The sequence below is a fragment of the Candidatus Thiothrix phosphatis genome, from assembly GCF_035668035.1.
GTDB classification, from domain to species: domain Bacteria; phylum Pseudomonadota; class Gammaproteobacteria; order Thiotrichales; family Thiotrichaceae; genus Thiothrix; species Thiothrix phosphatis.
In genome coordinates this window covers 1-2,717 of record NZ_JAYMYJ010000071.1, presented here as the reverse complement: position 1 = coordinate 2,717, position 2,717 = coordinate 1, and the positions used below count along the sequence as shown (strand labels likewise).

The window sequence follows — 2,717 nt, the reverse complement described above, 5'->3', positions numbered from 1 at the left end:
AACCAGAAAGAAAGCATGTACCAGAAACCCGAACTCCTTGATCAGTCGACGCACGGCCAACTCCGTTATACGGCACAAAATACCTATCACTTCGCGCGTTTGCAAACGACGGCTCCCTTGCTCTCCGAAGAAATCGCAGAAGCCAGCGCCTATTACCCCATCGTTTTCGCGACGGATGGCAGCGCTCGCCCTCTGGCCCTGCTTGGTCTACGTGACCAGAACGTCTTTATCGACGAAGCCGGGCGCTGGACAGCGGAGTACATTCCCGCCTTCATTCGCCGCTATCCTTTCGTCTTCGGCCAGGGCGCCGAGAACCCCAGCAAACTCTTTCTGGCCATCGATGCGGCGGCCCCGCATTTTTCCGGAGCGGGGGAGGCCTTGTTCACCCCCGAAGGCGAACCGGCCGCAGTAGCCACCAGCGCCATGAATTTTTTGACGGCCTACCAGACTGCCGCCAACCGCACAGAATCCGCGCACCAATCCCTGCTCGAAGCCGGTGTCATCGTTGCCAAGACGCTGACCCAGGAAATTGATCAGAAGGTGCATGCCATCGGTGGCTTCAGCGTCGTCGATCAGGAAAAGCTCAACGCCTTGCCCGATGAAAAGCTCGCCCAGTGGGCCAGGAGTGGGTTGCTGGCGACGGTCTACGCTCATTGGGCCAGCCTGCGGCACCTGCAAAAGGTGGCCTTGGCTTCTTCCCGTCCAGCCAGTATCAATTAATTTGGGTGCGGCTCTTTGGGGCGACGGTTTCTCTCCGATCACGCAGCCAATTTGATGTCTTTATTCTGCAGTGCGGGCACCTAGTTGCGCTGGCGCTCTTGGCGATGGTAAATGGCCACGTACTTTTTGAAGTCACCGCTGGCAGGAACGGTGCGCAAGCGGCGCACCGCTTGCGCACCGTCCAGACTCCAGCGGGTGCCGGTGAGGTCCCTACGGTCCTTGCCTAGGTGACAACAAGCGCATTCAATGATTCCGGGGGTGATCGGCCAGCTGCTGGCCAGTGCGGTGGCATATTCGGAACGTTCTTTGTCCTTGAGCAGGTAGTCGGCATACTTGTCGACCGGCGTCTAGTGAGATGCCTTGGCGGGTGGCGCTGCGGCGCATCCCGGCAGCCATGTCGCTAACTTTACCCTGGAGTAGGGCGCGTGCGCGTGCGCGAATACCCAAGTTTCGGCTTCCAGAGTGCCGTCTGCGTGGAAGCAGTAGGCTGCTTTCCATAGGGATTCAAGAACCTGCACGAAACCCGGAATGCCCACCACGTGTGTTCGGTGGCACGCAATCGCCGCTTCGACTTCCCGTAGTTGAGCTTCCTGGCCATCGACCAGTACCAACCACGTTTTCTCATGCTGGGGATCGCGGCGATCGGTTTCGGCGAACGTTTGCTCTATCACCGCCGCCGGCGTCTGACGCAGCCTGGCCTTCACCCGCTTGTGTTGTATTTGGCCCGCTTTGGTGCTGCCGACTCTTCTTGCCCCATGATCTGCTCCACTGTCTGAACATGCTGGGCCACGTCGTACACCGAAGCAACCGTGGCCATCGCGCTCGCGACATCGCTTCTCTCCTTTACTCAGTTGGGCCTTGAGTTTGTGCGTCGTTGCTTACGCTATTTTGCGCGTCGCTTCTCGTTGTTCTTGCTGACGCACGACATGCCCTATCCATCGGTACTCATCACCAGCAGATCGCCGCTGCCTCTTCTAGATGAACGGGCTTCCTCTACCGGCCGAGTGTCTTCCGCCACCGCCGGACTGGCAAAAACTCGTCAAAATCCGCACTGATCACCCGTGACAGATCTTTGGCTTGTCGCTTAGGCTCTTCACCACCCGTGCCTTCATGGATGGCCTTCTCCGCCTCTTCAAACGAGCCCTTGGCCACTTGCAAACCCACCTTACACCGCATCCCTTGGGAGTATCTGTTTGGCAGCAGATTCAGCGCCGCATCAAAGGGAATACACTTTTCAGCCGGGCTCTGCTGTACCCCTGGCGCCTGATCGTCACTCCTCTGACTGATCTTCCCTGTTCTGTCTAATAATTTCAAACACTTAGCTCATTTGTAGGCATGTAATGGTACTGACGGTCATTGCAGGACAGGTAGCCACCCCGTATTATGAAACATTCAAAGGCACGGTCTGCTCGCCAGCTAAAGTTAGAGGCACCAGGGGTGGTGCTTGACCGAGGCATCTGAGCGATCCTGCCATGCTCTTTTCTTGGCATCGCGACGTCATCGTCGGCGATGCTTTTTTGCGCCCGAAAGCCGGGTTTTTTCACATTAACCTCAGTGATGGTGATGGTTTCGTGCGAAAAGGTAGGATCACCCAATGGGTGACTTGGATGTTGATCCAACATTGGAATCAACCAAACAAACTTCCGCATCTGGCCGACAGCTGACCATACTACCAACAAGGATTTGCGATGCCGTACCTCACAAACCACAGATCACGCCATCGCGAAATCCGTTCCAGCCGATCAGAAAGTCACGCAAAAACAAACGATTGAAAAATCCATCCCAAAATCCAGAAGTCAGGAGGTTTCAAGAGAATGGGCCGTCAAGAGCGCAGATATGACATTGGTTGGATAGTCGAAGTCAGTAGCCATAAACGAAAAACCCCGCAGAACATGGCGTTCAGCGGGGTGTTCGTTTTTGCTGCAGAGAGTTTGCAGCCGGGGTCCTGGCGGAGACGAAGGGATTTGAACCCTTGATGCAGGTTTATGCCCGCATGC

Annotated in this window: 2 protein-coding genes; one reads left to right on the top strand and one right to left on the bottom strand. The window is 56.2% G+C overall.

Annotation, left to right across the window (positions count from 1 at the left end; all coding sequences use genetic code 11):
- Positions 1-720, top strand: a 720-nt coding sequence (locus VSS37_RS07725) for a SapC family protein (protein ID WP_324694250.1), incomplete at its 5' end; no start/stop codon positions are given.
- Between the two features lie 993 nt (positions 721-1,713).
- Here the strand turns inward: VSS37_RS07725 and VSS37_RS07720 are convergent.
- Positions 1,714-2,034 carry a hypothetical protein gene (locus tag VSS37_RS07720; RefSeq protein WP_324694249.1) on the bottom strand — a complete coding sequence of 107 codons (321 nt, stop codon included), beginning with the start codon at positions 2,032-2,034 and terminating at the stop codon, positions 1,714-1,716.
- Positions 2,035-2,717: the final 683 nt, after the last annotated feature.